Origin of the sequence: Mesorhizobium sp. M0618 (assembly GCF_040320765.1) — a bacterium.
Taxonomy (GTDB): Bacteria; Pseudomonadota; Alphaproteobacteria; order Rhizobiales; family Rhizobiaceae; genus Mesorhizobium.
In genome coordinates, this window is the sequence record NZ_JAMYQH010000028.1 from 26,674 (window position 1) to 50,629 (window position 23,956).

Here is a 23,956-nt window from a genome sequence, read left to right on the forward strand (position 1 = left end):
CCAGTCAGGCGTTCGCTGTCATAACGTCATCTAAGACTTTTCAACGCAAAGAAAAAGGCCGCCACGGCGCATGCCGCAACAGCCTTTTTCGCATAGCAACTCTTCAGTGATGCTAACGGCGCACCAGACGCCCGGCCCAGATCAGCAGGCAGGCACCGATAAAGCCGGTGATCAGATAGGCAATCCAGCCGACGCCGAACGGGCCAAAATTGAGAGCCTGCAGAATGGCGTTCAGCACGACCGCGCCGACGATGCCCATGACGATGTTCATGAAGATGCCGGTGTTGCTCTTCATGAACATTTCGGCGAACCAGCCTGCCAGGCCGCCGATGATGATGGCTGCTATCCAGCCGACGCCATTCAGGTGCATATGCCTTCTCCTTGTGGGATACGTGAAAACGCATTCGCAAACGAAGTACCTTGCCGCCGGGTTCCATCTGTAGCAGCGCTTTCAATCTATCAGGCGTTGAGCGCGCGGCCATAGGCGTCGAGCACGCTTTCCTTCATCATCTCCGACAGCGTCGGGTGCGGGAAGATGGTGTGCATCAGCTCTTCCTCGGTCGTCTCCAGGTTCATCGCCACGACAAAACCCTGGATCAGTTCGGTCACTTCGGCACCGACCATGTGGGCGCCGAGCAATTGACCGGTCTTCTTGTCGAAGATGGTCTTGATGAAACCCTGATCCTCACCGAGCGCAATCGCCTTGCCATTGGCGGCGAACTGGAAGCGCCCGACCCGGATGTCCTTGCCCTCGGCCTTGGCCTTGGCTTCCGTCAGCCCAACCGAGGCGACCTGCGGATTGCAGTAGGTGCAGCCCGGAATCTTCAGCTTGTCGGTGGCATGCACGCCAGGAAAATCTGCGATCTTCTCGATGCACACGACCCCCTCATGTTCGGCCTTGTGAGCGAGCATCGGCGGGCCGGCGACATCGCCGATGGCGTAGATGCCCGGCACGTTGGTCTTGCCGTAACCATCGATGACGACGCAGCCACGCTCCGTCTTCACGCCAAGCGCCTCGAGTCCGAGGCCCTCGATGTTGCCCTGGACGCCGACGGCCGAGATCATCCGATCGGCGGTGATCTTCTCGACCTTGCCGTCCTTCATCTCGACATGCGCGGTGACCGAGTTGGCACCCTTCTCGACCTTGGTCACCTTGGCTTCGAGGATGATCTTCATGCCTTGCTTCTCGAACTGCTTCTGCGCGAATTTCGAGACTTCGGCATCCTCGACCGGCATCACCGCCGGCAGCAATTCGACCACCGTCACTTCGGCGCCCATGGTGCGGTAGAAGGAGGCGAATTCGATGCCGATGGCGCCCGACCCCATGACCAGCAGCGACTTCGGCATCTCCTTCGGCACCATGGCTTCAAAATAAGTCCAGATCAGTCTGCCGTCCGGCTCGATGCCGGGCAGCGCGCGCGGCCGGGCGCCGGTCGCCAGGATGATGTGCTTGGCGGTATAGGTGCCCTCGCCCTTGACGCCTTTCGGCACTGGCGGCTGCGGCTCCATCGGCTTCTTGGCCGTCTTCGACACGACGATCTCGCCCGGCTTCGAAAGCTTGGCCTCGCCCCAGATGACGTCGACCTTGTTCTTCTTCATGAGGAAGGCAACGCCGCCATTGAGCCGCAGCGACACCTTGCGCGAGCGGTCGACCACGGCTGACGCATCGACGCTGACCTTGCCGTCGAGCTTCAGCCCGTAATCCTTCAGGTGGTCCGAATAGTGCATGATCTCGGCCGAGCGCAGCAGCGCCTTGGTCGGGATGCAGCCCCAGTTGAGGCAGATACCGCCGAGATGCTCGCGCTCGACGATCGCCGTCTTGAAGCCGAGTTGCGCGGAACGCACCGCGGTGACATAGCCGCCAGGGCCGGAGCCGATGATGATGACGTCGTAGTTCTCAGCCACGGTTTTTCTCCTTCACAATTCCAGCATGACGCGCACGACGGGTGCCAGCGCCTTGCCGATGTTTCGCGTGTTTTCGGCATCGAGATGGACGCCGTCGAGCGGGGTGGTTTGCGCCACGCTGCCGGCGTCGAAGAAGCCGCAGCCGGCCTCATCGGCAAGAGCGGCATAGAGCGGCGCCAACCGCGTCGAAGCCTCGTCACCGCCGGCGAACATCTCCTTGAATTCGGCATTGTCTGTACGGCTGACCACAGGCGGCGAAACGATCAGGATCTGCGGCGCCGGCCAGTCGAACGGATAGTCGTGACCGCGCACGATGTCGATCAGCCGCTGGATGCCCTGCTTGGCCGCGACGGGATTGCCGTGGATCCACGGCTTCATGTCGTTGGCGCCGAGCATGATGACAATCAGGTCGATCGGCGCATGGGTCGTCAGGACGGTTGGTAGCAGTTTTGCACCGTTGCGGTCCGCACCGGCCAGATGATCGTCGAAGGCCGTGGTGCGGCCGTTGAGGCCATCGGCAATCACTTGCACGTCGGCGCCTAACGCTGCCTGCAGCACGCTCGGCCAGCGGTCTTCCAGCGCATGGCGGCCACCTTCGGCATTGTAGCCCCAGGTCAGCGAGTCGCCGTAACAAAGAACCGTCTTCATGCGCCCACCTGTGCGTTAATCGAGCCGCGCCTCAACCGCCAGCGCACGAACAGCCAGTGAACCAGCACAGTGGCCAGGTTCGGCAAAACCAGGCCGGCGACGATCGGCAGGTCACCTTCCCACTGGCGCTTATCGACCGGCTGAGAGAACGTCCAACCGATCAGGCCGAGCCCGATCAGCACGAACAGGACAATTGCGCAGAGGCCCAGCCAGTTGATGATCGACGGTGCGTTCGAAAAAAGCTGCGCGATGAAAAACACGATCGTCGCGACAATGGTGACAAGCACCGACGTCATGAACACCAGAATGTATTCTTCCTGCGCATGGGTTGCGACCGCCAGCTGTTGAGCAACCAAGCCGCCTGCCAATCCTGACAGGAAAAACGCCATAAGGGAGGTGAAGAAGATCCGCACCGCCCTCTCCGTCCTAAACCAGCATGCCCATCGGGTTCTCGATCAGGCGCTTGAAGGCGACCAGCAGTTCGGCACCCAGCGCGCCGTCGACGGCGCGATGGTCGGTCGACAGCGTCACCGACATCACGGTGGCGATTTTGATCTCGCCGTTCTTGACCACCGCCCGCTCCTCGCCGGCACCGACGGCAAGGATCGTCGCATGCGGCGGGTTGATGACGGCGGCAAAGTCCTTGATGCCGAACATGCCGAGGTTGGACACCGCCGTGGTGCCGCCCTGATACTCTTCCGGCTTCAGCTTGCGGCTGCGCGCCCGGCTGGCCAGATCCTTCATCTCGTTGGAGATGGTGGACAGCGTCTTTTCGTCGGCATGCCGAATGATCGGTGTGATCAGGCCGCCCGGGATCGACACGGCGACGCCGACATCGGCATGCTTGTGCTTGACCATGGCGCTTTCGGTCCATGAGGCATTGGCATCCGGCACCGCCTTCAGCGCCATCGCCATCGCCTTGATGACCATGTCGTTGACCGACAGCTTGTAGGCGGGCGCATCGCCTTTGTCGGTCTTCTTTACCGGGGCTGCGGCGTTAATCTGCGTGCGCAATGCGAGGAGTGCATCGAGCTCGCAGTCGAGCGTCAGGTAGAAATGCGGGATGGTGGTCTTGGCCTCGACCAGGCGGCGCGCAATGGTCTTGCGCATATTGTCATGCGGGACGAGATCGTAGGAGCCAGCCTCGAACAGCTTCAGCACCTGATCGTCGGACATCGCCTTCACAGCAGGAGCAGTTGCCGGAGCCCCGGCGGGTGCTGCCTTGGCGGCAGGCTTGGCGCCGCCACCGGCAATCGCGGCGTCGATATCTGCCTTGACGACGCGGCCATGCGGGCCGGTGCCGGTCACGGCAGACACATCGACGCCGGCTTCCCTGGCGATGCGACGTGCGAGCGGCGAGGCGAAGGTGCGCTCGCCGGCCGCATGACCATTGGCAACTGGAGCCGCCTCTGCCTTGGGTGCGGTCGCGACCGGTTCCGCCTTTGATGCTTCCGCCTTTGGTGCGTCAGCCTTGGGCTCCTCCGCTTTCGGCGCCTCGGCTTTCGCTGGTGCGGCACCGCCACCGCTTTTCGCGACGGCGCCTGCATCCTCGCCCTCTCCGGCGAGCACGGCGATCAGCGCATTGACCTTGACGCCCTCGGTGCCGGCGGGAACGACGAGCTTTGCAACCGTGCCCTCATCGACAGCTTCGACTTCCATCGTCGCCTTGTCGGTCTCGATCTCGGCAATGACATCGCCCGGCGAAACCTTGTCGCCTTCCTTGACGAGCCACTTGGACAGATTGCCCTCTTCCATCGTGGGCGACAGGGCCGGCATGGTGATGTTGATTGGCATTTTGTCCTCCCGCCCGGTTCAGCGATACGTGACGGCTTTGACCGCCTCGATGACTTCGCCGACATTCGGCAACGCCAGCTTCTCGAGGTTGGCCGCATAAGGCATCGGCACATCCTTGCCGGCGATGGTGATGACCGGCGCGTCCAGAAAGTCGAAGGCGCGCTGCGACACCTGGTTGGCGATATGGTCGCCGACCGAGTTCTGCGGATAACCTTCCTCCACCACCACCAGGCGGTTGGTCTTCTTGACCGAGGCGATGATGGTGTCGAGATCGAGCGGCCGGATCGTGCGCAAGTCGATGATCTCGGCATCGATGCCAAGGCCACGCAGTTCCGCTTCAGCCTTGACCGCATAGGTCATGCCGATGCCGAAGGAGACGATGGTGACATCCTTGCCTGATTTATGGATGCGCGCCTTGCCGATCGGCAACACGAAATCGTCCAGCTTCGGCACGTCGAAGGACTGACCGTAAAGGATTTCATTCTCGAGGAAGATGATTGGGTTCGGATCGCGGATCGCTGCCTTCAGCAAGCCCTTGGCGTCAGCGGCGGTGTAGGGCATCACCACTTTCAGGCCCGGAATGTGGCTGTACCAGGCGGCATAGCACTGCGAGTGCTGGGCAGCGACGCGTGCGGCGGCACCGTTCGGTCCACGGAACACGATCGGCGCGCCCATCTGGCCGCCGGACATATAGAGCGTCTTGGCGGCCGAGTTGATGATCTGGTCGATCGCCTGCATGGCGAAGTTGAAGGTCATGAACTCGACGATCGGCTTCAGGCCGGCCATCGCCGCACCCACGCCAACGCCGGCAAAGCCATGCTCGGTGATCGGCGTATCGACGACGCGCCGCGGCCCGAATTCCTGCAGCAGGCCCTGCGTGATCTTGTAGGCGCCCTGGTATTCGGCAACCTCCTCGCCCATGACGAAGACATCGCCGTCGCGGCGCATTTCCTCGGCCATCGCATCGCGCAGCGCTTCGCGCACCGTGGTGGAGACCATCTCCGTGCCGGCCGGAATGTCCGGATCGGCGGCGATCTCCGTCTTCGGGGCGGCAGCCACCGGTGCGGCGGCCGGCTTTGTGGCCTCCGCCTTGTCCTCTGCTGCGGCCGGAGCCTCTGCCTTTGCAGGTGCTTCCGCCTTGGCGGGCGCCGCAGACTTGCCGATATCCCCGGCACTTTCGCCGTCCTGCAGCAGCACGGCGATCGGTGTGTTGACCTTGACGCCTTCGGTACCGGCGGCGATCAGGATCTTGCCCAGCGTGCCTTCGTCAACAGCTTCGACTTCCATCGTCGCCTTGTCGGTCTCGATCTCGGCGATAACGTCGCCGGCGACGACCTTGTCGCCCTCGTTCTTCAACCACTTGGAAAGATTGCCCTCTTCCATGGTCGGCGAGAGAGCGGGCATGAGAATTTCGATCGGCATGTCCTTGCCCTCCCGTTACAATACGATATCGGTCCAGAGCTCGGACGGATCCGGCTCCGCGTCGTTCTGGGCAAATTCGGCGGCGTCGGCGACGATGTCGCGGACCTCCTTGTCGATGGTCTTGAGCTCGTCCTCGGTCGCCCACTTCTTTTCCATCAGCCGTGCCTTGACCTGCTCGATCGGGTCATGGTCCGAGCGCATCTTCTGCACTTCTTCCTTGGAGCGGTATTTTGCCGGATCGGACATCGAGTGACCGCGGTAGCGGTAGGTCTGCATTTCGAGAATGATCGGCCCGTTGCCGGCGCGGCACCATTCGGTCGCCTGGTCGGCGGCAGCCTTGACAGCGCGCACGTCCATGCCGTCGACCTGGATGCCCGGGATCTTGAACGAGGCACCACGATGCGAAAAGTTGGTTTCCGCCGAAGAGCGCGACACCGAGGTGCCCATCGCATAGCGGTTGTTCTCGATGATGTAGATCACCGGCAGCTTCCACAGCGAGGCCATGTTGAAGCTTTCATAGACCTGGCCCTGGTTGGCCGCGCCGTCGCCGAAATAGGTCAGCGAGACATTGTTGTTGTCGCGGTAGCGGTTGGCAAAGGCGAGACCAGTACCAAGAGACACCTGCGCACCGACGATGCCGTGGCCGCCGTAAAAGTGCTTTTCCTTGGAGAACATGTGCATGGAGCCGCCCTTGCCCCGGGACAAGCCGCCCCGACGCCCGGTCAGCTCGGCCATGACGCCGCGCGGCGACAGCTCCATCGCCAGCATGTGGCCGTGGTCGCGATAGGCGGTGATCATCTGATCGCCGTCGATCAGCGCCATCTTCATGCCGGTGACGACCGCTTCCTGGCCGATATAGAGGTGACAGAAGCCGCCGATGAAACCCATGCCGTAAAGCTGGCCGGCCTTTTCCTCGAAACGACGGATGAGCAGCATGTGCCGGTAGGCGGCAAGCTCTTCATCCTTGGTGAACTCGGCGGGCTTGGGGGCGGAAAGCCCCGATTTGCCGTCGGATTTGGATTTGGCAGGCGCTTTTCTGGCTGCGGTGGCCATGCATCACTCCCTGTTGGCGTCTCTTCGTGGACATTAGAGCAGGATGAAATCTGCTCTGGGGAGATCAGCTCCTCCCCACCGATTTTAGGGAGGCTAACACGCGTCAAAGCGTTGCGCCATGCCGAATTTGCATAGCTGGCATGCGCCTAAGCAATTAAAATCGTTGAAAATATTGGCGATTAACTGGAAATCAGTTATTTCACCGAGGTCGGCAACATAATGGTGATTTCATCGGCTTGGGACAGATTGAGCGCCTTGCGTGCCTGCTCATCGAGCATGTCCTTCTCGAGCGTGCCTTCATGCATCAGCCGAACGCGGCGCTCGAGTTCCATGCGGCGCGCCTTGATCGCATCGAGCTGGCCTTGCAGCGCAACCGTCTGGGCTTCCAGCTGATATTTCGAATAGATGCCGAATTCGCCGTGATAGGCATGAAAGCCGAAATAGGCCAGGAACACCACGCAAAGCGAGGGAATGATCAGCCGGCCGGTGTTTCTCTGCTTGTGCTGACGCGTCCACATCGCCCGGTTCCTCTAGAGCGTGATGCCGAAATGTGTGAAGCGGTTTTCGGACGACAACATGCTCTATCTCTTTGATTTAGAGTCGGATTCAGACTTCAGGTCGAACAGACCTGAAATCATCCGGCTCTAGCCCGCGAACTCAGGCGGCTCACGATCTTTTCGCCCGATTGTGCTTAACGGACGGTTACAGGTGACCGGTTTGGCGAACCGAAATGAAAAAAGGCGGGAATGCTCCCGCCCTTTCATCCGATATCCGAGTGTTTTCCGGATCAGCCCTTGATCACCGACTTGCCGGCATAGCTTGCCTGCTTGCCGAGTTCTTCCTCGATGCGGATCAGCTGGTTGTACTTGGCCATGCGGTCGGAGCGCGACAGCGAGCCGGTCTTGATCTGTCCGCAATTGGTGGCAACCGCGAGATCGGCGATGGTCGAATCCTCGGTTTCGCCCGAGCGGTGCGACATGACGGCGGTGTAGCCGGCCTTGTGCGCGGTCTCGACGGCGTCGAGCGTTTCCGTCAACGAGCCGATCTGGTTGACCTTGACCAGGATCGAATTGGCAACGCCCATGCGGATGCCGTCGCGTAGCCGCGCCGTGTTGGTGACGAACAAATCGTCGCCGACCAACTGCGTCTTCTTGCCGATCAGGTCGGTCAGGTACTTCCAGCCTTCCCAATCGTCCTCGGCCAAGCCGTCCTCGATCGAGATGATCGGATAGTCGGCGGCAAGCTTGGCCAGGTATTTGGCCTGGGCCTTGGGATCGCGCGTCTTCTTCTCGCCCTCATAGACGTAGTTGCCGTCCTTGAAGAACTCGGTCGCGGCGCAATCGAGGCCGAGCGCGATCTCGTCGCCCGGCTTGAAGCCGGCCTGCTCGATCGATTCCATGATGAAATCGAGCGCCACCGGGGCGCTTTTCAGGTTCGGGGCAAAGCCGCCCTCGTCGCCGACATTGGTGTTGTGGCCGGCATCCTTCAGCTTCTTGCGCAGCGTATGGAAGATTTCCGAACCCCAGCGTACACCTTCGCGCAGCGTCGGCGCGCCGATCGGCAGGATCATGAATTCCTGGAAATCGATCGGGTTGTCGGCATGCGCGCCACCATTGATGATGTTCATCATCGGTACCGGCAGGAGATGCGCCTTGGTGCCACCGACATAACGGTACAGCGGCAGGCCGGCGGCGTCAGCGGCCGCCTTGGCCACCGCCAGCGACACACCGAGAATGGCGTTGGCGCCAAGCCGGCTCTTGTTGGGCGTGCCGTCAAGCTCGATCATGGTCTGGTCGATATGGATCTGGTTTTCGGCTTCCATGCCGCCGATGGCCTCGAACAGCTCGCCGTTCACCGCTTCGACGGCCCTGAGCACACCCTTGCCGAGATAGCGGGCACCGCCGTCGCGCAGTTCGACGGCCTCGTGGGCGCCGGTCGAAGCACCCGATGGCACCGCCGCGCGGCCCATTGAGCCATCTTCGAGAATGACATCGACCTCGACGGTCGGATTTCCACGGCTGTCCAGGATTTCACGCCCGACAATGTCGATGATGGCGGTCATTTGCGATGTCCTCGATTGATCTGAAGAATGCCGCACGTCTTAGCCAAAGTGCTGCAAAAGGCAATCGGCCGGCTGGCAATTATTGCCGCGGCATCAGCCTCCGAACGATTCACGAAGCGCAAATCGCTGTCATCATAAGTCATGTACGGCAGGCCGGCTTGTGGCTATGGTGCGGGGGCGCGGGGCGAAACAGGAGGAGTTTCGCCATGTCCCAGTTGAGTGGTATCGTGAGTCTGTTCCTGATCGCGGCGGCATTCCTGACGTCGTGCGACAATCAGCAGTCGCCGCCGAAGGCGATGGCCCCCTTATACGTCAGCGAATAAGCCGGAATCCAAAGCGGCCCCGCCTCTCGGCGGAGCCGCTTTGTGGTTGCTGTTAATGCCAGTAAGGCGTGACCTTGTAATAATTGTAGGATTCGTCGCGGGCCGCCTCGCCATCCGCCCCGGTCAATTCGTTGATCGAATAGGCAGGTGCCGCCCTGAGTTGTTCCTTGGAAAACGGCACGACATACCCGCCTTTGTCCTCATCGTAGTCGAGGCTTGCCCACGGAATGGCGTGATATTTCTCGCCGATACCGAGGAAGCCGCCAAAACCGATGACCGCGAACATGATGCCGTTCGTCATCTTGTCAAGCATCACATCCTCGATGCTGCCGATGCACGTGCCTTCGGTATTGTAGACCGATGTGCCGATGACCCGCGAAGCGGCGATGGCTTGGGTGTGACCTGTCTGGGTTGCCATGATTGTGCTCCTCATTGTGGTTTCGAACCATACTTGGACAATGAGGGGTACGGGCGAAGGTTCCCGACTTTTTCGGCGTCGACCGTTCACTCCGCGAGGATGAAGGTAACCTTCATATTGACGCGATAAGCAACAATCTTGCCGTCTTGGACGACGATCTTCTGGTCCTGGATCCAGGCGCCCTCGACGTTCTTCAGGGTTTTGGATGCGCGCGCAATTCCCTGTTCGATGGCGTCCTGAAAGCTCTTGTTCGACGAGGATGCGATTTCGGTGACGCGGGCGACGGACATGGCTTCCTCCTGCCAAAACGCTTATTTGCCAGCCAAGCGTATAGCCGGCTCGTGCCTTCCACAAGCGCCGGCAGTCGGCGGAGTATGCGTCCGCCCTTAGAGGCCCTTGGCGATGCGGTCGAATGCCATCAGCCGCTCGAGCAGGGCCGGCATGTCCTTCAACGGGAGCATGTTCGGGCCGTCGGAAGAGGTCGAGTTGTCGGGATCCTGATGGGTCTCGATGAACACGCCGGCAACGCCGACAGCGACTGCCGCGCGGGCCAGCGTCTCGACAAAGCGGCGCTCGCCACCCGAGGAACCACCCTGCCCGCCCGGTTGCTGCACCGAATGCGTGGCATCGAAGATCACCGGCGCGCCGATCTCGGCCATGATGGGCAGAGCGCGCATGTCGGACACCAGCGTGTTGTAGCCGAAGGACGCGCCGCGCTCGGTGGTCAGCACATTGGCATTGCCGGATCCGGTGATCTTGGCGACGACGTTCTTCATGTCCCAGGGGGCGAGGAACTGCCCCTTCTTCACATTGATCACCTTGCCGGTCCTGGCGGCGGCGACCAGCATGTCCGTCTGGCGCGACAGGAAAGCCGGAATCTGCAGGACATCGACATGCGGCGCGACGATCGCGCACTGCTCCTCGGTATGGACATCGGTCAGCACGGGGAGCGAAAATTCCTTGCGCAACTCGTCGAAGACGGGAAGGGCTGCGTCCATACCGGCACCGCGCGTCGCCGACAGCGAGGTGCGGTTGGCCTTGTCGTAGCTGGTCTTGTAGACGAGCCCTATGCCGAGCCTGCCGGTCAGTTCCTTCAGCGCGCCGGCCATATCGAAGGCGTGCTGGCGTGATTCAAACTGACAAGGGCCGGCGATCAGCGACAGAGCCGCCTTGTTGTCGAAGACGACATTGCCGACGGTTACCGACGAATTGGGCGCCATCGAATTGGACGCTTGCGGCTTGCTCATGGGATCTCCCGGAAGATGAAGGCCGCGCCCTGTCCGGGTGCAGGCCGCACGACGATATCATTGCCCGCTATATCGTGTTGGACGGAATTGGCTGCAAGCAGCCTCGATGTCACATCGGCGTTCCGAACCGAAAAGACCACCGCTGCGAAGCGTAGATCTGTCGGCGCGCCGGCAGGCAGGCCGAAGCGCGCGGTGAAAGCCGCGCCGTCAAGCACGCTCAAATCTGCATTCGGCAAGGGAAACATGCCGCCCTGCCTGTCGGCGGCCGGATCGTCCACCGCCACGGAAATCAGCCCATGCTGCTTTCCGGGCGCATCGCTGATCGCCAAGATCTCGACAATTCCGGTCGCGCCGTTGGCGTGGGCCTGCAAAGCCGTACGGTCAACATCAGGCGCGTTGACGCGCTCGCAGGCAAACAGGAAGGCGTCCGTGGCTTCGGCTCCGGCCGCGAAGGCGAGCTTGAACGATGCGATGTCGCTTTTGCCGGCAGGGTCGGTGAAGGCGCGCGAAAAGCCCAGCATGTCTCCCGCCGAGATGCCGGCATCGACATAGCGTGCATGGTCGGCATCGGCATTGCCCGTGCTTAGAACAATGGCGGAAAATCCCTCGTCGCCGTTGCTGTCGCGATAGGCGCGATCACGCGTGACGAAGACATTGCCGTCTGCGATAGCCTTTGTCGCCACCTGTTCGTCGCCGACCGCGAGCGGTTCGAGATACGTGCCGTCGGCCAGGAAAACACAGCAGTTTTCCGTTCCGAAGGGATGGATGCCGGTCGGGGCCACGACGAAGCCAAGCGCGGTGAGCCGGGCTCGCGCAACCTCAAGGCTCTGCGTCGGCAGCACCAGGTGATCGAGCGGATGAGTGCCTGCGGCTGCGGTTTGGGTCATGCAGGCGCGATGTGCATCATTCCGCAAATCGGTTCAAGACTTGATCGCAATCCCGGCCAGTTCGCCCAAGTCAGTTCACCGGACTTCGAAAAAGGCACCCACCTGGACAAGGCATCAGCTTCCGGCAACGACATCGGCGGAATAGCGCAGTTCCCGCATCGGTTTGACCTTGCTGGTGGTCTGCGCATAGAGCGGGTGCGCCTTGTAGGCGGCCAGCGCGGCGTCGTCGGCGAACTCCGCATAGACGACCACGTCGACCTCATCGGACAGTAGATCGACCTTGGTGTTCAAGGTGACCTCGAAAAGGCTGGAATGAGGAATGTCGCCGAGCGCCAGCAAGCCGGTGCGCACAGCCTCGACATCCTCTTTTCGCTGCGCGCTGAAGAAAACGATATGCCGGATCAACCCCGCCTCCTCGATCAAAGTGCTGGGGTCTTTTGTGACGGCAGGACGTTGGCGTCAATCGACAAGGATGTCGCGGCTGCAGCCGCCGGAGCTAAACCTTGCCGGTAGCATATCGCACAATGCGGCTAAGTTCTCTCACCGTGGTGTCGAGATACCGGCCCTGATTGTACATGCCATCCCAGATCAGGAAAAACGCGATGGCGGCAATGACGATTACATAACGCATGGCTAAATCTATCGCACAAGGAATTCTGCGGCCATAGGCGTTTTTTAACGCGCTGCGCCTTGGCTGTCCAAAGGCACAGATGCCCGCCGGCGCGAGCAATCTGCTTGGCACAGCCCCGGTTGCAGCCTGCCCCTTGAAGTTTCCCCGCATGACGTGGAAGATTGTCGCACGGATTCACCGGGAAGCGCTGAAGCTCTGGTAGGGGGCGCGCACTTCATTCGAGCCCGCTCGCCGACGAACCGGTCGCGGCGGCGTTCGAAGCTGGCGAATGATCCAAGAGAACCGTGGCCCGGCAATTTGCGCCGACACCGCGGAAATCCAGGGGCACGAGATGGCGCAAAAGGAACATTTTGGCGTAGCATTGAGCGACGCGGTCAGGCTCGATGAATTCAATTTCGCGGAGATCGTGAAAGGTCTTCCAGCGAAAGCGCGCATGGTGCTGTCGGCGGCGATGAACCTGCCACGCGGTTCGCTCAAGGTCAGGCTGCCGGACGGCCGTGCCGTCCTCGTCGGCGGCAAGGGACCTGGCCCAGATGCCGAACTGGTGTTGAAGAATTGGCGCTTGCCGGGCCGCGCCTTTTCCGGCGGCACGATCGGCGTTGCCGAATCCTATATGGACGGCGATTGGGAAAGCCCCGACGTGACCAGCTTCCTGGAGCTGTTCGTGGTCAATTCGGTCATCGGCGAGCGTATCGCGGGCGGCACCAGTTGGCTGATCAACACCGTCCAGCGCATCCGCCACTGGTTCAACCAGAACACGCGCACCGGTTCGAAACGCAATATCTCGGCGCATTACGACCTCGGCAACGCCTTCTACAAGGAATGGCTCGATCCGAGCATGACCTACTCTTCGGCGCTCTACACGACCGGTGCCAACGACCTGGAAGGCGCCCAGGCCGCCAAATATCGCGCTCTGGCGAAGGATACAGGGATCGGTCCGAAGGACCATGTGCTGGAAATCGGCTGCGGCTGGGGTGGCTTCGCCGAATTCGCGGCGCGCGAGATCGGCTGCCGCGTGACCGGGCTGACGATCAGCCGCGAGCAGCACGATTTTGCCACGGCTCGCATCGCCAAGGCTGGCCTTGCCGACAAGGTCGACATCAAGCTGCAGGATTATCGCGACGAAACCGGCACCTATGACCGCATCGCCTCGATCGAGATGTTCGAGGCGGTCGGCGAGAAATACTGGCCGGTGTTTTTCGGCAAGATGAAGGCCTGTCTGAGGCCTGGGGGCACTGCCGGCCTGCAGATCATCACCATCAACGAAGCCGCCTACGACACCTATCGCGCAAGGCCGGATTTCATCCAGCGCTACGTCTTCCCGGGCGGCATGCTGCCGACACCGTCGATCCTGAAGGCACTGGGCAAGGATCATGGCCTTGCTCATCTACGCGAGCGCGTGTTTCCGGATGACTACGCGCGCACGTTGGCCGAATGGCGCCACCGGTTCCGGGCGTCATGGGAGAAGATCGTTCCGCTCGGCTTCGACGACCGCTTCAAGAAGCTCTGGGAGTTCTACCTGCACTATTGCGAAGCCGGCTTCCGCGCCAGCTACATCGACGTGCGCCAGGTGGTCTACAAGGCGTAAATCGACACGCTCTTCGATTTTCATTGCCGCTGACCAAGCGATGTCGAGCACGATCTCGACATGGCCGCGCGGTCGCCGTCACCCTTCAAAGCAGGATGCGGTATTTCGCGAATCCTGCCTCGCCCTCACCCGCCGGTTCGATCTTCAGCGATTTCACCTGCGCAATGAAATCCTTGGCCTTGGGGCCGGTTTCGAACACGGCGCTGGCTCCAGGCAGCGGTGCGAACGACCAGTTGTCGTCCGCCGACGGGTTGATCGTGCCCTCGCTGACGATATAGCGGACAATGACATCGCGATTGGTGTCCGGTGCTTCGTAGATGATCTTCGAGGCATTGATGCCGGGGAAATTGCCGCCGCCACCAGCCCGGTAATTGTTGGTCGCAACGACGAATTTCTGGTTGGGATCAATCGGTTTTCCGTCGAACATCAAGTCGACGATACGATTGCCGCCGGCATTCGCCAACCCGCCCTTGGCATCGTATTTCGGCGGCTGCGACAGGTCGATCTTGTAGGTGACGCCGTCGATGATGTCGAAATTGTAGGACGGAAAATCGGTGTTGATGAGGGCTTGGTCGGCCTTATCAGGCTCGATCCGGTTGAAGATGCCGGCCGACATTTCCAGCCACTCCTTGACCTGCGCACCGGTTATTTCGACCGCCCGCACGGTGTTCGGATAGAGATAGAGGTCGGCAACGTTCTTGATGGCGATGTCGCCTGCCGGCACGTCGGTATAGTAGTCGGCGCCGTTGCGCCCGCCGGCCTTGAAGGGAGCGGCGGCCGACAGCAGCGGCACGTCCTTCCATTGCGTGTTCTTGAGAATTTCCTTGAGGTACCAGGTCTGCGCCTGGCTGACGACCTGCACCGACGGATCGTCGGCGACCAGCGCGAAATAGGAATAGAGCGGCGCGGAGGTCTTGCCGACAGGGCGGCGCACATAGGCCAGTGTCGCCTGGTGGTCCTGTTCGAGGGCCGCGATGATGCGCTTGTCGTCCGGGACAGTCGGCTTGTTCTTGTTGTCGACGCGTTCGAAGATCGGCCGCGCCTCGGAAGTGGCTGAAACGACCTTCCATTTCGACCCGTCACGTTCCAGCATCAGGTCGACCAGCCCCATATGCGAGCCCCAGAAGCCGCCCATGACGGCGGGCTTGCCCTGCAGCGTGCCTTTCTGCGTGTCGACACCATCGAGCGACTGGAAATCCTTCTTGCCGGGGAACACCAGATGCTGGTGACCGGTGAACACCGCATCGATGCCGTCGACACCGGCGACGAAGAACGAGGCGTTCTCCATCATCTCGCCCTGCTTCACATCGATGCCGGAATGCGAGAGCGCAATGACGATGTCGGCGCCCTCCTCCTTCATCTGCGGCACCCAGGCCTTGGCCGCCTCGACGATGTCGCGCGTCTTGACGTTGCCTTCCAGGTTCTTGAGATCCCAAACCATGATCTGCGGCGGCACGAAGCCAATGATGCCGATCCTGATCGGCTGCTCGGCGCCCGCGCCGTCCTTTATCTTCTTGTCGAGGATGACATAGGGCTTGAGATAGAGCTTGTCGTCGCGCGGGTTAGCGGCAAGCTCGGTCCCGCGGATCAAATTGGCGCAGACGAAGGGAAAATTGGCACCGGTCAGCACCTTGTCCAGGAACGACAGGCCGTAGTTGAACTCGTGGTTGCCCAGTGTCGAGCACTCGTAGCCGAGCAGGTTCATGCCTTTCATGATCGGATGCAGGTCGCCGTCCTTCAGCCCCTTCTCATAGGCGATGTAGTCGCCCATCGGATTGCCCTGCAGCAGGTCGCCATTGTCGATCAGCATCGAATTCACGGCTTCCTTGCGCACAGCATCGATGAGAGACGCCGTGCGCGACAGGCCCAGCGTGTCGTTCGCTTTGTCGGCGTAGTAGTCGTAAGGCAGCACGTTCACATGGATGTCGGTGGTTTCCATGATCCGAAGATGGGCCTGGTTGCCTTGAGCGCGGGCGGAGAACGGATGCAGCATGATCAGTGCCCCTGCGGCGGCGGCACCCGCAAGGAGATCGCGGCGGGATACGGGATGGAGCAGTTGCGACATGTTTTCTCCTCGACAACCTGACAAGCCCTGCCCCGAAGCGAACTTCGCTCTGAAACCTGCTTAAGTCCATTCAACAAGTCGCGCGCATGAAGCCGTCAGTCCATCAGCAACAGATTGACGTGCGCATGAACGATCGGGGCGAAGAAATCAGCCCTTGTCGTCGTCGCCCTGGGTGATCAGCCGCGCGCTACGTTGCCCCGTCGCGTAGATCCATAGCCAGCTCAGCGAAACCGCAAGCCGGTTGCGAAAGCCGATCAGGAAATAGATGTGCGCCACTCCCCACAGCCACCAGGCGAGCCAGCCGGTGAGCTTGATCCAGCCGAAATCGATGGCAGCGGCGCGTTTGCCGATCGTCGCCAGATCGCCGGCATGCCTGTAGTGGAAAGGACGCGCGGTCGTGTCGCCGCCGAGCCTGGCCTTGATGGTAGCCGCAACATGTCGGCCCTCCTGCTTGGCGGAAGGCGCCACGCCGGGAACCGGCCGCCCGTCCGGCCGCAGCACATGAGCGGCGTCGCCGATGACAAATATCTCCGGGCTGCCGGGCACGCTGAGGTCAGGCTCGACCAGCACCCTGCCCGCCCGGTCCGCCGGCGCGCCGAGCCATTCAGCGGCTGGCGAAGCGGCAACGCCGGCTGCCCACAGGATCGTTCGGGCGGCCAGTTGCTTATCGCCAAACACAACACCTTCGGCGTCGCAGCGCGTGACGGCCCGGCCGAGCTCGACCGTCACGCCGAGCCGCTCGAGCGCTTTGCTGGCATAGTCGGAAAGTTTCGGTGCGAAATTGGCCAGAATACGGTCGCCGGCCTCGATCAGCACCACGCGCGTCTGCCGCGTGTCGATGTTGCGGAATTCGCCGCGCAGCGTGTCATGCGCCAACTCGACGATGGTGCCGGCAAGCTCGACGCCGGTCGGCCCGCCGCCGACGATCGCAATGGTCAGCAACGCCTGGCGTTCGGCGGGATCGGTCTCCCGCTCGGCCTGCTCGAAGGCCAGGAGAATTCGCCGCCGAATGCTGGTGGCGTCCTCCAGCGTCTTCAGGCCAGGCGCGAACGGCTCCCATTCGTCATGGCCGAAATAGGCGTGGCGGGCACCGGTGGCGAGCACCAGCGTGTCGTAGGCGACCGCGCTGCCGTCATCGAGCAGCACGCGCTTGCCGGCGCGGTCGACACCGGTGACATTGGCGAGCAGCGTCGTCACATCGTTGCGCTTGCGCAGGAGGTGGCGGATCGGCCAGGCAATTTCGGAGGTGGCCAGCGCCGTCGTCGCCACCTGGTAGAGCAGCGGCTGGAAGAGGTGATGGTTGCGCTTGTCGATCATGGTGATACGGACCGGCGAGCCAACAAGCGCACCGGTGAACTCGAGGCCGCCGAAACCTGCGCCGACAACGACGACATGATGCCTGGCTTCGTTCATTTCGTTCACCCCGATAGCAAGATTGCCTGTCCTGGATGTAGGTATTTTTGTGCAATGCAACAACAGATGACAGTGCCCGAGACTCGTCGTTGCATGTCGTGAACGCACATGTTGTATCGTATCGCGAGGTATAGCGTCATCGAACACGCGATGAGGTGAGGCATGGCCAACGATCGTGACGACGATGCTCCGGCGCAGTATTCTTCGCCGCCCAGTTTCATGCACGAACTCGATCCGCAATTCCGTGCGCCTTCGAGCGACTGGACCGATGTGAGACGCTGGCGCAAAGCCGAGCGCGAACGCCTGATCGCCGCGCGTCTTGCTGTTTCGGCCGACGCCCGAACGGTAATGTCGCAAAGCATTGCGGAAAGCCTCGACGCGATCATCGGCGAGATCGCCGGGCGCATGGTCAGTCTCTATTGGCCGTTTCGTGGCGAGCCGGATTTGCGGCCTTGGATGGCGTCCATAAACGAACGCGGCGGCCGCACCGCCCTGCCCATCGTCATCGAGAAGGGGCAGCCGCTGATCTTTCGCGCCTACAAAGCGGGCGACCGGTTGGAGAAAGGTGTCTGGAATATCCCGATCCCGGCCGAGGGCGATCCGGTGCTGCCGGACATCGTCATCTCGCCGATCGTCGGTATCGATCCCCAGAACTACCGCCTGGGGTATGGCGGCGGTTTCTTCGACCGTACGCTGGCAGCGATGCCGTTCAAGCCGCTGGTCATCGGCGTCGGCTACGAATTGCAGCGCATCGCGACCATCTACCCGCAGCCGCACGATATCCCGATGGATCGGGTGGTAACGGCGGTCAGCTAGCCCAGGCCCCACAGGGTGGTTAGCGGCCTGTCAGCAGCCAGGTTGTCATGGTTCGTCTCGATGGATCGCAGAGGCATTCGGGATTGACCCAAGGCACCCACCTTCGTCATCCACGGGCGAAGCAGGAGCGAAGCTCCGTCGCGGAGACCCGAGGATCCATGCCGTGACCTTGACCAAGGAATGCAGCCGAGCAGAACTCTGCACCGTAGTGACGCTTTGAAGTCGCGGCATGGATCCTCGGGTCTGCGCTGCGTCGCTACACTCCTTGCTCCGCCCGTGGATGACGAAGTGACGCCCGTTTCCGCAAATCGAAGGCAGGTGGTTTGTCTATGCAGCGACCCGTCAGAACTTCTGTGTCGAGGAACTAGGCCATCTCCGGCTTCATGCCCATGGCCGTACGGTCGACGATCTCACGCAAGGCGAACGACGAATTGATCTTGGTCACGTGCGGCATCGCCGACAGCCATTCCTTGTGGATGCGCTCATAGTCGACGAGATCCTTCGCCGCGATCCTCAGGATGTAGTCGTATTCGCCCGACATCAGATGGCAGGACAGCACGTTCGGGCAGCGCTTGATCGCCGCCTCGAAATCCGACAGCGTCTTCTCGAACTGTCCCGACAGCGATATGTGCACGATCGCCGTCATCTGGTGGCCAAGTGCTGCATTGGAAAGCCGGGCATGATAGCCACGGATGGTTCCGGATTTCTCCAGATTGTCGAGCCGGCGCGAACAGGCCGACTGCGATAGGCCGACCTTTTCGGCAAGTGCCGCGTTGGGTATCCTGCCATCCTTCTGCAATGCCTCGAGAATGGCGATATCAATCCTGTCGAGCGGCATTATTCGTGAATCCTGCGAATATCTTGTTATTTCGCGCAACGATTATCGAAACCGGCCGGTTGGCGCAAGCGCATTCGCAAACACCTGCGCAACGATTCGTGGTTCACTCCATTCATACAGGGAACGAGCCCAAAGGGCCGGATCAGGAGAAGAAAATGCGCGTCGGCTGCCCCAAGGAAATCAAGAACCACGAATACCGCGTCGGCCTCACTCCCGGCTCGGTCCGCGAATATGTCGCCCATGGCCACGAAGTGCTGGTCGAGACCGGGGCCGGGGCCGGCATCGGCGCCGATGACAACGCCTATCGCGCCGCCGGCGCCACGATTGCCAAGACGGCCGCCGAGGTGTTCGCCAGGTCGGACATGATCGTCAAGGTCAAGGAACCGCAGCCCAGCGAATGGGCGCAGCTTCGCGAAGGCCAGATCCTGTACACCTACCTCCACCTGGCGCCGGATCCGGAGCAGACCAAGGGCCTGCTTGCGTCCGGCGTGACGGCAATCGCCTACGAGACTGTGACCGACGACCGTGGCGGCCTGCCGCTGCTGGCGCCGATGTCGGAAGTTGCCGGACGCCTGTCGATCCAGGCCGGCGCCACGGCGCTGCAGAAGGCCAATGGCGGCCGCGGTGTGCTGCTGGGTGGCGTGCCCGGCGTGCTGCCCGGCAAGGTCACCGTGCTCGGCGGTGGCGTCGTCGGCCTGCACGCGGCCAGGATGGCGGCCGGCCTTGGCGCCGACGTCACCATCATCGACCGCTCGATCCCGCGCCTGCGCCAGCTCGACGACCTCTTCGCCGGCCGCGTCCACACCCGTTACTCGACTGTCGAGGCGCTGGAAGAAGAGTGTTTTTCAGCCGACATCGTCGTCGGCGCGGTGCTGATCCCGGGTGCCGCGGCACCAAAACTGGTTTCGCGCGAAATGCTCTCGGGCATGAAGAAAGGCTCGGTGCTGGTCGACGTCGCCATCGACCAGGGCGGCTGCTTCGAGACTTCGCACGCCACCACTCATGCCGAGCCGACCTATGAGGTCGACGGCGTCATCCACTATTGCGTCGCCAACATGCCGGGTGCCGTGCCGGTCACTTCGGCTCACGCGCTCAACAACGCGACGCTGCACTATGGCCTGCAGCTTGCCGACAAGGGCCTGAAGGCGCTGGTCGACGATCATCACCTGCGCAACGGCCTCAATGTCCATAAAGGCAAGATCACCAACCGGGCAGTCGCCGAGGCGCTCGGCTACGAACTGGTCGAGCCGAAAGCCGTTCTTGCCGCCTGATTTTTCGCGAAAACAGCTCCTTTCAATCCAGCCCGCCGGTTCCAAGCCGGCGGTTTTTTTCTTGCGAGCCTGTTTTTCAGGCAAAGCTTGGTGTCGAAACACGTGACGCAACGGCACTTTGCTCATCATTGTTGCATATTTGTCATTCCCGTACCGGCCGACTCCCTGCTAGAGACATTCTGGGTTTATTCATTGGGGTACGGGCATATGTTCATTCGCACATCCGCGAAATCTTTTCTTCTTGGTGCTGTTTCTGCTGTAGCTTTGATGTCTGCTGCTCATGCAGCTGACGTCGTGCAACCGGTAGAAGAAGCTGCCGGCTTTAACTGGAGCGGCCTCTACGTTGGTTTCGGCGTCGGTGCCGGTGCCAACGTACACAAGCTCGGCAGCGATTTTATTCCAATCTCGCTGAACGGCATTGGTGGCGAAGGCGTCTATGGTGAGCTGACGGTTGGCTATGACTATATGGTCTCGCCCCGGTTCCTCATCGGAGGTCTGCTGGACGCTCACGTCGGCAACATCGGGACCACGCTGGACATTACGGGGTTCGACGCTTCGATCAAGGAAACCTACGGTTTCGACGCTGGCCTGCGTCTCGGCTACCTCTTGACGCCGAACACTCTGGGTTACGTGCTGGGTGGCTATTCCTGGCAGAAGTACAAGCTCGATACGAACGCCGGCTTCGACTTTGATTGGGATCAGAGCGGGTATTTTGTCGGAGGTGGCATCGAAACGGCCATCAACAGCAATTGGACGATCAAGACTGAGTATCGCTATACGCGCTTCGGGACCAAGGACGATCTTCTTTCCGACGCTGGCCTTGTCGGAGTTCCGGACGGTCTCCTCAATCTTGACACCTCGCGCCATACCTTCCAGATCGCAGCCAATTACCGTTTCGGTGCGCAGAACGGCGGCGGTGCTGCCTTCGAGACGCCAGCCTACAACTGGACCGGCTTCTACATCGGCGGCGCTGGTGGCGCCGGTGCATCCGTGCATCAGATCAACGTTCCGCCGCTCGGCGACCTGGAATTCAATGGTCTCGGTGGCGAAGGTGCCTTTGGTGAACTGAACGTCGGCTACGATCATGACTTCGGCAGCTGGGTCGCAGGCGTCATGGTCGATGCACGCTACTCCGGCATGACTTCCGAACTGGAGCTCGGCGGCGGATCGATCAACGTCGATACCGACTATGGGTTCGATGTGTTGGGCCGCGTCGGCATGAAGATGAACGAATCGACCCTTGCCTATGCGCTTGCCGGCTACAGCTGGCAGCATTTCGATCTGAACGCTTCCGACCCGATCGGCGACATTCTCGACTGGGGTTCCAGCGGCTTCTCGGTTGGTGGCGGTCTGGAAACGGCTCTGTCCAGCAACGTTACCGTTGGTCTGGAATATCGCTATTCGCAGTTCGCCAAGAAGGACTTTTCTTCGGAATTCGGCGCACCTGACGACACCCTTACCGCGACTTCCTCTTTCCACACCGTGCGTCTCGGCGCGAAGTACAAGTTCAACTAAAAGGCCCTCCAGCCAAACAGTTGCAGCCCGTCGGCCATGCCGGCGGGCTTTTTTGTTGCGCGGAATACCCCCGCGCAACAAAAAAGCGGAGCCAAAGCCCCGCTTCCTCGATGTCGAGATTTGCCGCCGGTTCATCCGCGGTCGGCAAATCGATCGACAATGGCTTTCTATCGCGATTATGCGACGGGAGTACGACAACTGTTCCCAGCGGCTAATCTCAGCCTCAAGCGCGCTCGATACGGCACTGGTAGCAATTGTTGCGCGCCGAACGGACATGGACGTAGGCGATCTCGTCGCGTTCGAACAGCGTCTCGGCCCGTGCAGCAATTGCCGTGGTCGGGATGACGCCGCCGCTGCCATAGACGATACGATCATCCCTGCCATAGCCGCGCACGATGTAGTCAGGGCTATCGAGAACCTCGGGCAGCGCCTCGCTCTCAGCGGCACCATCGCATTCCTCGGCATGCAGGAAGATCGGCCCCGTTTCGGCGTAGGGCTGAAGGCTAGGGAATGGCCTGTATGCCAGAACAAGGTAGGCATCGCCGGCTCCTATATTCTTCAAGCAATGCCGGCAAGGCATGCCGTCACCGTCGGAGATCTTTCGCTCGGGCATTTGGCCATAAGCATCGATCCCGCCGCGCTGCAACGTCCTGACATCTTCGGTCGGCAAAGCTTTGAACTGGATGGTCATCGAAAAATCTCCGGTGTCGTGACTGGAAATTATGTCCTTGAACCCTCGCCGCCCACCCGATTCCTGCCAAATGTCGAAGAGCCGGTCGCCCCTCGGCGATCGGCTCTCATCAAGTCCCGTCGGAGCTGCGGCTCAACGGATGAAATCGTCGAAGCGGCGGAGCGTCACCCGGCGATTCTGCCAGTTTTCGGTCTGCGTCCGCACGAGCAAAAACTCCTCGCCGTAACCAACAGTTTCCAGGGCATGGCCGGGCACGCCGAATTCGCGCACCAATGTGCGCTTCAGCGAAGCGGCGCGCTGTTCGGACAGAGCCTGATTCGACTGGAAGGAGCCGACGGCGTCGGTATGGCCCTCGATCAGCACGCGGGCGCCGCGATCGCGGCGCAGGATGCGCCGCAGCGCGTCGGCAATGGTCTCGATCTTGTCGTATTGCGAACTGGAAATGGCCGCCGAACCGAAGGCGAAGTTGATCGACTGGATATCGATCGAGCGGGCCATGCGGCGCAAATCCGGGCGCCGCTTGAATTCGCGGATGGTGACGCGCTCGTTCGGCCGCAATTTCACACGCGGCGCCGCCTCGAGCTTCCGCTCGATCGTCGCGGCCGAAGGCGTTGTCGCCTGGGCTGCGGCCAGGCTTGGCATGGTAATTGCCGCGATCAGCGCGGCGGCAAGTGTACGGCGGGTCAGCATGTCTTCGTCTCCTTCCGCCTTGGCCGCATTGATGGTGCCGGCAGCATGCCAAAAACAGCCTGAAGGGCCGATGAACGACGGGTTCAGATTCGAGCTGGTATTAGCTTCCGGCTAGGGCCGCATGACGCTGGCCGCGCGCTCGGTGAAAGGCAGCGGATGGACGATTTCCCTCTTTTGCGCCACCGGTGCGAAGCCGAGCTTCTGGTAGAGCGGCAGAGCCGCCGGATGATCGAGCGTGCAGGTCTGCACCGTCACCCGCTTCGGCCCATGCGACCATGCGGCGGCGATCGCGGAGCCTAGGAACCAGCGGCCGATGCCTTGCCCGGTCGCATGTTCCATCATGCCGAAATAGGCGAGCTCGACTTCTTCCGGCAGATGCGGCTTGAGGTCGAAGAAACCGGCGGGGGCGCCATCGAGGTAGAGCACCCTGATGTCACGATCCTCGCGGTGGATGCCGGCGGAAAGCTCGTCGTCATCCAGCCTCAGCACATTGACCCAGTGCCATTTGCGCCCCACCCGGTCCATCAGATAGCGGTAGAAATGCAGCGGAATGTCCTTGGTCTTCAGCAGCGCGACCTGACGGTTATACGGCACAGGCGGCGAATAGGCCGGCGGCACATGCATCTCGAGGAACGTCACCGTGACGTCAATGTCTTCCAGCGTGCCGTTTTCCATCGTC

Annotated in this window: 25 protein-coding genes; 4 read left to right on the forward strand and 21 right to left on the reverse strand. The window is 61.4% G+C overall.

Annotated features, from left to right (window positions below; all coding sequences use genetic code 11):
- Positions 1–112: 112 nt before the first annotated feature.
- The 15 genes from NKJ04_RS25490 to NKJ04_RS25560 all read right to left on the reverse strand — a co-directional run bounded on the left by NKJ04_RS25490 (position 113) and on the right by NKJ04_RS25560 (position 12,390).
- The gene (locus NKJ04_RS25490) at positions 113–370 is read right to left on the reverse strand and encodes a GlsB/YeaQ/YmgE family stress response membrane protein (protein WP_023812036.1); all 258 of its coding nucleotides are present in this window, start codon (positions 368–370) and stop codon (positions 113–115) included.
- Positions 371–459: 89 nt separating this feature from the next.
- The gene (lpdA, locus tag NKJ04_RS25495; protein WP_128304448.1) at positions 460–1,905 is read right to left on the reverse strand and encodes a dihydrolipoyl dehydrogenase; all 1,446 of its coding nucleotides are present in this window, start codon (positions 1,903–1,905) and stop codon (positions 460–462) included.
- Between the two features lie 12 nt (positions 1,906–1,917).
- Positions 1,918–2,553: an SGNH/GDSL hydrolase family protein gene (locus NKJ04_RS25500; RefSeq protein WP_128304447.1), complete on the reverse strand. Its 636-nt coding sequence runs from the start codon at positions 2,551–2,553 to the stop codon at positions 1,918–1,920.
- Positions 2,550–2,966: a hypothetical protein gene (locus NKJ04_RS25505; RefSeq protein ID WP_023812040.1), complete on the reverse strand. Its 417-nt coding sequence runs from the start codon at positions 2,964–2,966 to the stop codon at positions 2,550–2,552. Before NKJ04_RS25505 ends, NKJ04_RS25500 begins: the two co-directional genes overlap by 4 nt.
- A 13-nt stretch (positions 2,967–2,979) precedes the next feature.
- Positions 2,980–4,347: a pyruvate dehydrogenase complex dihydrolipoamide acetyltransferase gene (locus NKJ04_RS25510; RefSeq protein WP_352677855.1), complete on the reverse strand. Its 1,368-nt coding sequence runs from the start codon at positions 4,345–4,347 to the stop codon at positions 2,980–2,982.
- A gap of 18 nt (positions 4,348–4,365) precedes the next feature.
- Positions 4,366–5,769, reverse strand: coding sequence for a pyruvate dehydrogenase complex E1 component subunit beta (locus NKJ04_RS25515; protein ID WP_023812041.1), 1,404 nt, complete (start codon positions 5,767–5,769; stop codon positions 4,366–4,368).
- Between the two features lie 15 nt (positions 5,770–5,784).
- Positions 5,785–6,822, reverse strand: a complete 1,038-nt coding sequence (gene pdhA / locus NKJ04_RS25520) for a pyruvate dehydrogenase (acetyl-transferring) E1 component subunit alpha (protein WP_023812042.1) — start codon at positions 6,820–6,822, stop codon at positions 5,785–5,787.
- A 194-nt stretch (positions 6,823–7,016) separates the two neighbouring features.
- Positions 7,017–7,340, reverse strand: coding sequence for an FtsB family cell division protein (locus NKJ04_RS25525; protein WP_023812043.1), 324 nt, complete (start codon positions 7,338–7,340; stop codon positions 7,017–7,019).
- Between the two features lie 269 nt (positions 7,341–7,609).
- Positions 7,610–8,884 carry a phosphopyruvate hydratase gene (gene eno / locus NKJ04_RS25530; RefSeq protein ID WP_023812044.1) on the reverse strand — a complete coding sequence of 425 codons (1,275 nt, stop codon included), beginning with the start codon at positions 8,882–8,884 and terminating at the stop codon, positions 7,610–7,612.
- A 375-nt stretch (positions 8,885–9,259) separates the two neighbouring features.
- Positions 9,260–9,625: a PRC-barrel domain-containing protein gene (locus NKJ04_RS25535; protein ID WP_352677858.1), complete on the reverse strand. Its 366-nt coding sequence runs from the start codon at positions 9,623–9,625 to the stop codon at positions 9,260–9,262.
- A gap of 86 nt (positions 9,626–9,711) precedes the next feature.
- A complete protein-coding gene (locus tag NKJ04_RS25540) occupies positions 9,712–9,915 on the reverse strand; it encodes a dodecin family protein (protein WP_352677860.1) in 204 nt (67 codons plus the stop codon).
- 96 nt (positions 9,916–10,011) lie between these two features.
- Positions 10,012–10,872 carry a 3-deoxy-8-phosphooctulonate synthase gene (gene kdsA, locus NKJ04_RS25545; protein WP_031213495.1) on the reverse strand — a complete coding sequence of 287 codons (861 nt, stop codon included), beginning with the start codon at positions 10,870–10,872 and terminating at the stop codon, positions 10,012–10,014.
- Positions 10,869–11,759 carry a VOC family protein gene (locus NKJ04_RS25550; RefSeq protein WP_352552014.1) on the reverse strand — a complete coding sequence of 297 codons (891 nt, stop codon included), beginning with the start codon at positions 11,757–11,759 and terminating at the stop codon, positions 10,869–10,871. The genes kdsA and NKJ04_RS25550 overlap by 4 nt, the downstream gene beginning before the upstream one ends.
- A 114-nt stretch (positions 11,760–11,873) precedes the next feature.
- On the reverse strand, positions 11,874–12,164 hold the full coding sequence (locus NKJ04_RS25555) for a Dabb family protein (RefSeq protein ID WP_352677863.1): 291 nt from the start codon (positions 12,162–12,164) through the stop codon (positions 11,874–11,876).
- A 91-nt stretch (positions 12,165–12,255) separates the two neighbouring features.
- Positions 12,256–12,390, reverse strand: a complete 135-nt coding sequence (locus NKJ04_RS25560; RefSeq protein ID WP_023812051.1) for a hypothetical protein — start codon at positions 12,388–12,390, stop codon at positions 12,256–12,258.
- A 331-nt stretch (positions 12,391–12,721) separates the two neighbouring features.
- On the opposite strand from NKJ04_RS25560, the gene NKJ04_RS25565 reads away from it, so the two are divergent.
- A complete protein-coding gene (locus NKJ04_RS25565; protein WP_128304513.1) occupies positions 12,722–13,978 on the forward strand; it encodes an SAM-dependent methyltransferase in 1,257 nt (418 codons plus the stop codon).
- A gap of 85 nt (positions 13,979–14,063) precedes the next feature.
- Here the strand turns inward: NKJ04_RS25565 and NKJ04_RS25570 are convergent, their stop codons facing one another.
- Both NKJ04_RS25570 and NKJ04_RS25575 read right to left on the reverse strand, forming a co-directional pair.
- Positions 14,064–16,043 carry a bifunctional 2',3'-cyclic-nucleotide 2'-phosphodiesterase/3'-nucleotidase gene (locus NKJ04_RS25570; RefSeq protein WP_352677865.1) on the reverse strand — a complete coding sequence of 660 codons (1,980 nt, stop codon included), beginning with the start codon at positions 16,041–16,043 and terminating at the stop codon, positions 14,064–14,066.
- A gap of 147 nt (positions 16,044–16,190) precedes the next feature.
- Positions 16,191–17,456, reverse strand: a complete 1,266-nt coding sequence (locus NKJ04_RS25575) for an NAD(P)/FAD-dependent oxidoreductase (protein ID WP_352677867.1) — start codon at positions 17,454–17,456, stop codon at positions 16,191–16,193.
- Between the two features lie 162 nt (positions 17,457–17,618).
- Between NKJ04_RS25575 and NKJ04_RS25580 the strand changes: the two genes are divergently transcribed.
- Positions 17,619–18,272 (forward strand): 5-formyltetrahydrofolate cyclo-ligase, encoded by a 654-nt coding sequence (locus tag NKJ04_RS25580; RefSeq protein ID WP_352677869.1) that lies wholly within the window; start codon positions 17,619–17,621, stop codon positions 18,270–18,272.
- A gap of 364 nt (positions 18,273–18,636) precedes the next feature.
- Here the strand turns inward: NKJ04_RS25580 and NKJ04_RS25585 are convergent, their stop codons facing one another.
- Positions 18,637–19,110, reverse strand: coding sequence for an Lrp/AsnC family transcriptional regulator (locus NKJ04_RS25585; RefSeq protein WP_013531467.1), 474 nt, complete (start codon positions 19,108–19,110; stop codon positions 18,637–18,639).
- A gap of 155 nt (positions 19,111–19,265) precedes the next feature.
- On the opposite strand from NKJ04_RS25585, the gene ald reads away from it, so the two are divergent.
- A complete protein-coding gene (gene ald / locus NKJ04_RS25590; RefSeq protein ID WP_023812057.1) occupies positions 19,266–20,381 on the forward strand; it encodes an alanine dehydrogenase in 1,116 nt (371 codons plus the stop codon).
- Between the two features lie 207 nt (positions 20,382–20,588).
- Positions 20,589–21,896: an outer membrane protein gene (locus NKJ04_RS25595; RefSeq protein WP_127295827.1), complete on the forward strand. Its 1,308-nt coding sequence runs from the start codon at positions 20,589–20,591 to the stop codon at positions 21,894–21,896.
- A gap of 223 nt (positions 21,897–22,119) precedes the next feature.
- On the opposite strand, the gene NKJ04_RS25600 is transcribed toward NKJ04_RS25595, so the two are convergent.
- The 3 genes from NKJ04_RS25600 to NKJ04_RS25610 form a co-directional block, all read right to left on the reverse strand.
- Entirely contained in the window at positions 22,120–22,587 is a 468-nt protein-coding gene (locus NKJ04_RS25600) for a DUF1203 domain-containing protein (RefSeq protein WP_128305997.1), read from the reverse strand.
- A gap of 132 nt (positions 22,588–22,719) precedes the next feature.
- Complete coding sequence (locus NKJ04_RS25605) at positions 22,720–23,277, reverse strand: OmpA family protein (RefSeq protein ID WP_352677872.1); 558 nt, start codon at positions 23,275–23,277, stop codon at positions 22,720–22,722.
- 111 nt (positions 23,278–23,388) lie between these two features.
- Positions 23,389–23,952: a GNAT family N-acetyltransferase gene (locus NKJ04_RS25610; RefSeq protein WP_023812061.1), complete on the reverse strand. Its 564-nt coding sequence runs from the start codon at positions 23,950–23,952 to the stop codon at positions 23,389–23,391.
- Between the last annotated feature and the right edge of the window lie 4 nt (positions 23,953–23,956).